This is a genomic window from Bacillus cereus group sp. MYBK15-3 (assembly GCF_051916765.1).
Classification (GTDB): domain Bacteria; phylum Bacillota; class Bacilli; order Bacillales; family Bacillaceae_G; genus Bacillus_A; species Bacillus_A cereus.
Genome location: NZ_JBQAHG010000013.1, coordinates 52,005 through 58,501, shown reverse-complemented (window position 1 = coordinate 58,501; position 6,497 = coordinate 52,005). Strand labels below are relative to the sequence as shown.

The window sequence follows — 6,497 nt, the reverse complement described above, 5'->3', positions numbered from 1 at the left end:
ATGATGGCAGAGAGGTCACACCCGTTCCCATACCGAACACGGAAGTTAAGCTCTCTAGCGCCGATGGTAGTTGGGACCTTGTCCCTGTGAGAGTAGGACGTCGCCAAGCAACTAAACACGAGTCAAATGACTCGTGTTTTTTCGTGTTTTCTTTTATAATCCATAGTAATTAAAAAAATGTGCTTAAATAATTACTATTTTGATTAAATGCAGGGGAATGTGGCTAGGATAGTGAATAAGCAAAAGAGTTGCAAATTTTATTAATACGTATATAATTAAAGTCAAAGATAGTCAAAGTCAATAAAGGTGGCGGATAAATGAGAAATATATCTGATATCATTGAGCAATATCTAAAGCAAGTTATTGACTTAAGTAATAATAATGTGATTGAAATCAAAAGAAATGAGATTGCGGATCGATTCGAGTGCGTACCATCTCAAATCAATTATGTAATCAATACCCGTTTTACATTAGAAAGAGGATTTGTAGTAGAAAGTAAACGTGGTGGAGGAGGTTACATTCGCATTATAAAAGTCAAACTGCATGATGATATAGACATTATTGATCAAATGCTTCATATGATTGATCATAGCGTTGCACAAGGGAATGCAGAGAGTATGATTATACGTTTATTAGAAGAGGGAATCATAACAGGCCGTGAAGCAAAACTAATGTTAAGTGTACTAGATCGTTCTGTATTATCAATGGATATTCCTTCTCGAGATGAACTTAGGGCTCGAATATTATGCGCAATGTTAAGAACACTGAAATATAAATAAATACAGCTTTTGTAAAAGAATGATAATTAAGATAGGGCAGTTAAATATTGTAGAAGTTTTGAAAAAGAGCATGTACTTTTATCTAAATGGATTAAGGAAAGAGGACAATCTAGTAATGTATGAAAAGTATCATGAGGTAGATCGTTCCTGTTGTAAAGGTGGGGATATTGATGACTTGTCAAAACTGTAATATAAGACCAGCAACTTTACATTATACAAAAGTAATCAACGAGAAGAAGGCGGAAGTTCATCTTTGTGAGCAATGTGCAGAGCAAAGTGGCTATACGTCTTTCTTTCAATCATCACAGTCTAACTTTTCATTTCATGATGTATTTGCTGGTTTATTACACGGTGAATCAACAATGTTTGGAGAAGGAAAAAACGGGTTTTCAAATACAAATACAATAAGATGTCCAGGTTGTAAGATGACATACGAACATTTTACAAAGGTGGGACGCCTTGGTTGTGCTTCTTGTTACGATACATTTAAAGGACACTTAAACCCATTGTTAAAACGACTTCATGGTGGACATACAGAACATTGTGGAAAAATTCCGGAACGAATGGAAGGAAATATCCACTTAAAGAAAGAATTAGATGAACTAAAACTTATTCTGAAACAATATGTACAGAATGAGGAGTTTGAGAAAGCTGCTGAGGTAAGAGATGAAATTCGAGGGCTTGAAACTCAGCTTAGTGAGCATAGAGAGGGGGAGTAGTTCTATGTCACTGGACAAAATTATGAATGAAGCGATTAGTCCATGGATGAAGGGGGATGGCCCTGATTCTGATATTGTTTTAAGTAGTCGAATTCGTTTGGCTCGTAATTTTAAGCAATATCAATTTTCTACTATGCAAAACGAAGAGGAAGCTCAAAAGGTTCAAGAATTATTTAAAAAGAAATTTATAAATAAAGCGGTAGAGCCCTTTGGGAAGTTTGGACTATTAAAAATGAATGAATTAACGCCTCTTCAAAGGAGAGTTTTAGTCGAAAAGCATTTAATTAGTCCAAATCTAGCAGGGACTGAATATGGAGCATGTCTGTTATCAGAAAGCGAACACATTAGTGTGATGCTTAATGAGGAAGACCACATTAGGATTCAGTGCCTATTTCCAGGACTACAGTTATCAAAGGCGCTTCAAAGCGCCAATCAAATAGATAATTGGATTGAGAAAGAGGTTGAATATGCTTTTGATGAATCACTTGGATATATTACGAGTTGTCCTACTAACGTTGGTACAGGATTAAGAGCTTCTGTAATGATTCATTTACCAGGGCTGGTTTTAACAAAAAGAATTAGCCGTATTATACAAGTAATTCAAAAATTAGGTTTAGTAGTAAGAGGAATATACGGTGAAGGTAGCGAAGCGTTAGGTAATATATTTCAAGTATCAAATCAAATGACGCTAGGGAAATCCGAAGAAGATATTATTGCAGATTTAAAGAGTGTCATGCAGCAAATTATACAACAAGAAAAATTGGCCAGAGAATTAATTGTACAAAATTCGAGTATTGAGCTTGAAGATAAGGTTTATCGTTCTTACGGTATACTAGCAAACAGTCGTTTAATTCAATCTGCAGAAGCGGCAACTTGCTTATCGGATGTACGACTTGGTATTGATCTAGGATATATAAAAGGTATATCGAGAAATATTTTGACTGAGCTAATGGTTCTTACGCAACCTGGTATTTTACAACAATACGCAGGAGGACCTTTAGGACCAGAAGAAAGAGATTATCGAAGAGCAACCTTAATCCGTGAGCGATTACGTATTGAAAAAAACTAAGCGCAAGTAGGAGGCGATTTCTATGATGTTTGGAAGATTTACAGAAAGAGCACAGAAAGTATTAGCTTTATCTCAAGAGGAAGCAATTCGCATTGGGCATAATAACATTGGAACAGAACATATTTTACTTGGGCTTGTACGCGAAGGTGAAGGAATTGCAGCAAAAGCGTTAATTGCTCTTGGATTGAGCCCGGAGAAAGTGCAAAAAGAGGTAGAAGCGTTAATTGGACGTGGAACAGAAGCTTCTCAAACTGTACATTATACACCTCGTGCTAAAAAAGTTATTGAATTGTCTATGGATGAAGCGCGTAAGCTAGGACATTCTTACGTTGGAACAGAACATATTTTACTTGGCTTAATCCGTGAAGGTGAAGGTGTAGCGGCACGTGTTTTAAATAATTTAGGCGTCAGCCTCAACAAAGCAAGACAACAAGTGTTACAACTTCTTGGAAGTAACGAAGCAAGTTCAGGTCACCAAGGTGGTTCATCGACAAATGCAAATACACCGACACTAGACAGTTTAGCGCGCGACTTAACAGTTGTTGCACGTGAGAATCGTTTGGATCCTGTTATTGGACGTAGTAAAGAAATTCAACGTGTAATTGAAGTGTTAAGCCGTAGAACAAAAAACAATCCAGTGTTAATTGGAGAGCCTGGTGTAGGTAAAACAGCAATTGCTGAAGGGTTAGCACAGCAAATCGTAAATAATGAAGTTCCTGAAACGTTAAGAGATAAGCGTGTTATGACACTAGATATGGGAACAGTGGTAGCTGGGACGAAATATCGTGGTGAGTTTGAAGATCGTTTAAAGAAAGTAATGGATGAAATACGTCAAGCAGGGAATATTATTCTATTTATTGATGAACTTCATACACTAATCGGTGCAGGTGGAGCAGAAGGTGCAATCGATGCATCAAATATTTTAAAACCATCTTTAGCACGCGGAGAATTACAATGTATTGGTGCGACAACTTTAGATGAGTATCGTAAATATATTGAAAAGGATGCAGCTTTAGAGAGACGTTTCCAGCCAATTCATGTTGATGAGCCGAGTCTAGAAGAATCAACTCAAATCTTGAAAGGTTTACGCGATCGTTATGAGGCCCATCACCGTGTGTCTATTACAGATGATGCAATTGATGCAGCTGTGAAACTTTCCGATCGTTATATTACGGATCGTTTCTTACCAGATAAAGCAATTGATTTAATTGATGAAGCTGCTTCAAAGGTTCGCTTACGTTCTTATACAACACCACCAAACTTAAAAGAGCTTGAAGTGAAGCTTGAGGAAATTCGAAAAGAAAAAGATGCGGCTGTACAAAGTCAAGAGTTTGAAAAGGCTGCTTCCTTACGTGATATGGAACAACGCTTACGTGAGAAATTGGAAGATACAAAGCGTCAGTGGAAAGAACAACAAGGAAAAGAAAATTCAGAGGTTACGGTAGAAGATATTGCAAATGTCGTTTCTACATGGACACGTATCCCTGTTTCTAAACTTGCACAAACAGAGACTGATAAATTATTAAACTTAGAATCCATTCTTCATGATCGTGTCATCGGCCAGGATGAAGCGGTAGTGGCTGTAGCGAAAGCTGTTCGTCGTGCAAGAGCAGGACTGAAAGATCCGAAACGTCCAATTGGTTCATTTATTTTCTTAGGACCAACAGGTGTAGGTAAAACAGAATTAGCAAGAGCGTTAGCAGAATCTATGTTCGGTGATGAGGATGCAATGATTCGCATTGATATGTCTGAGTATATGGAGAAACATTCAACTTCTCGCTTAGTTGGTTCTCCTCCAGGATATGTTGGGTATGAAGAAGGCGGACAATTAACAGAGAAGGTTCGTCGTAAGCCGTATTCAGTTGTCCTATTAGATGAAGTAGAGAAGGCGCATCCTGATGTATTTAATATTTTACTACAGGTATTGGAAGATGGTCGTTTAACTGATTCTAAAGGACGTACAGTTGACTTCCGTAATACGATTGTTATTATGACGTCTAACGTTGGTGCTGAGGCGTTAAAACGTAACAAACATCTTGGATTTAACGTACAAGATGAAAGCCGTGATTATTCGGATATGAAAGGTAAAGTAATGGATGAGCTGAAAAAGGCATTTCGTCCAGAATTCTTAAACCGTATTGATGAAATTATCGTATTCCATATGCTTGAGAAAAAACATATTCAAGAAATTGTGACTCTTATGGTAAATCAGTTAGTGAATCGCTTAAAAGAACAAGAAATTGAATTGCAATTAACAGAAGGGGCGATTGCAGCTATTGCTGATAAAGGGTTTGATCGTGAATATGGTGCTCGTCCACTACGTAGAGCAATTCAGAAGCATGTAGAAGATAGACTATCGGAAGAACTTTTAAAAGGTGCTATTGAGAAAGGACAAAAAGTTATCTTTGATGTAGAAGGGGAAACATTTGTCATTCATAGTGCTGAAAAGGTAAAATAAGTATAGACAAACTAAGAGGGCTACGAGATAGCCCTCTTTCTTGTACGAGAAGGTCAAATGTTTATAGATGAAAGCGAAGTGAAATATAAAAAGATATGGCTAAAAAGAAAACAAAATTCACATGTCAAGAGTGTGGTTATCAATCACCAAAATATATGGGTAAATGTCCAGGGTGTGGTCAATGGAATTCGCTTGTTGAAGAGATGGAACCCGTTGTATCATCCAGACGCCTAAATTATGCAAATGCAATTCAAACAGAAGTAACAAAACCAAGACGTCTTACAGAAGTAGAAACAAAGTCTGAGGCACGTATTGAAACAAAATTTCAGGAGTTTAACCGTGTACTAGGTGGCGGAATTGTAGATGGATCTTTAGTACTTATTGGTGGGGACCCTGGGATTGGAAAATCAACGTTATTATTACAGATTTCCTCGCAATTAGCAGATGCTTCATATGATGTATTGTATATATCAGGTGAGGAGTCAGCAAAGCAGATTAAACTTCGTGCAGATCGTTTACATGTAAATGGTAGTAATCTATTTGTTGTATCAGAGACAGATTTACAGCGTATTGCAGCACATATTGAAGAGATGAATCCTGCTTTTGTTGTTATTGATTCTATTCAAACGATACATTTACCTGAAGTGACATCAGCTCCTGGTAGTGTGGCGCAAGTACGTGAATGTACAGCAGAATTAATGAAACTTGCAAAAACAAAGGGAATCCCAATTTTCATCGTAGGGCATGTGACAAAAGAAGGTGCAATTGCGGGACCGCGTATGCTAGAACATATGGTCGATGCAGTTCTTTACTTTGAAGGAGATCGACACCATACATATCGTATTTTACGAGCTGTAAAGAATCGTTTTGGTTCTACGAATGAAATGGGTATCTTTGAAATGAAAGAACTTGGCCTTGCAGAAGTCTTAAATCCTTCTGAAATTTTCCTTGAGGAAAGACCAGTTGGAGTTGCAGGTTCAACAGTAGTTGCCTCAATGGAAGGAACAAGACCAGTTTTAGTAGAAATACAGGCATTAATTTCCCCTACTAGTTTTGGAAATCCTCGAAGAATGGCGACAGGAATTGATCATAATCGTGTCTCGCTTATTATGGCGGTACTAGAGAAAAGAACAGGTTTACTATTACAAAATCAAGATGCGTATTTAAAAGTAGCTGGTGGTTTGAAATTAGATGAACCGGCAATTGATTTAGCTGTTGCCTTAAGTATAGCTTCAAGTTTTAGAGATAAATCTACGGCACCAACTGATGCGGTAATAGGAGAAGTTGGATTAACTGGAGAAATAAGAAGAGTATCAAGAATCGAACAACGTGTACAAGAAGCAGCTAAATTAGGATTTCAACGTGCTATCATTCCTAGAAAAAATTTAGGGGGGTGGACAATTCCAGAGGGGATTGAGGTTGTAGGTGTTTCTAATTTAGGAGAAGCGCTTCGTTTGACATTAGGAGGCTAG

The 6,497-nt window shown here is 37.5% G+C and carries 5 protein-coding genes and 1 rRNA gene; all 6 read left to right on the top strand.

The features are described from left to right. Nucleotides 1–109, top strand: a 5S ribosomal RNA gene (gene rrf / locus ACTFR8_RS29495); the annotation flags it as partial. 208 nt (nt 110–317) lie between these two features. After that, nucleotides 318–779, top strand: a complete 462-nt coding sequence (gene ctsR / locus ACTFR8_RS29490) for a transcriptional regulator CtsR (RefSeq protein ID WP_001244565.1) — start codon at nt 318–320, stop codon at nt 777–779. Nucleotides 780–949: 170 nt separating this feature from the next. Further along, nucleotides 950–1,498 carry a UvrB/UvrC motif-containing protein gene (locus tag ACTFR8_RS29485; RefSeq protein ID WP_000128398.1) on the top strand — a complete coding sequence of 183 codons (549 nt, stop codon included), beginning with the start codon at nt 950–952 and terminating at the stop codon, nt 1,496–1,498. Nucleotides 1,499–1,502: 4 nt separating this feature from the next. Then, nucleotides 1,503–2,567: a protein arginine kinase gene (locus tag ACTFR8_RS29480; RefSeq protein ID WP_000050842.1), complete on the top strand. Its 1,065-nt coding sequence runs from the start codon at nt 1,503–1,505 to the stop codon at nt 2,565–2,567. Between the two features lie 22 nt (nt 2,568–2,589). Next, nucleotides 2,590–5,025 (top strand): ATP-dependent protease ATP-binding subunit ClpC, encoded by a 2,436-nt coding sequence (gene clpC / locus ACTFR8_RS29475; protein ID WP_000971184.1) that lies wholly within the window; start codon nt 2,590–2,592, stop codon nt 5,023–5,025. Between the two features lie 95 nt (nt 5,026–5,120). Further along, nucleotides 5,121–6,497 carry a DNA repair protein RadA gene (radA, locus tag ACTFR8_RS29470; RefSeq protein WP_001085202.1) on the top strand — a complete coding sequence of 459 codons (1,377 nt, stop codon included), beginning with the start codon at nt 5,121–5,123 and terminating at the stop codon, nt 6,495–6,497.

Bases quoted from the DNA above. Each gene is read 5' to 3' on its own strand.
- radA (WP_001085202.1), top strand. From the start codon at position 5,121: ATGGCTAAAAAGAAAACAAAATTCACATGTCAAGAGTGTGGTTATCAA.
- ctsR (WP_001244565.1), top strand. From the start codon at position 318: ATGAGAAATATATCTGATATCATTGAGCAATATCTAAAGCAAGTTATT.
- clpC (WP_000971184.1), top strand. From the start codon at position 2,590: ATGATGTTTGGAAGATTTACAGAAAGAGCACAGAAAGTATTAGCTTTA.
- ACTFR8_RS29485 (WP_000128398.1), top strand. From the start codon at position 950: ATGACTTGTCAAAACTGTAATATAAGACCAGCAACTTTACATTATACA.
- ACTFR8_RS29480 (WP_000050842.1), top strand. From the start codon at position 1,503: ATGTCACTGGACAAAATTATGAATGAAGCGATTAGTCCATGGATGAAG.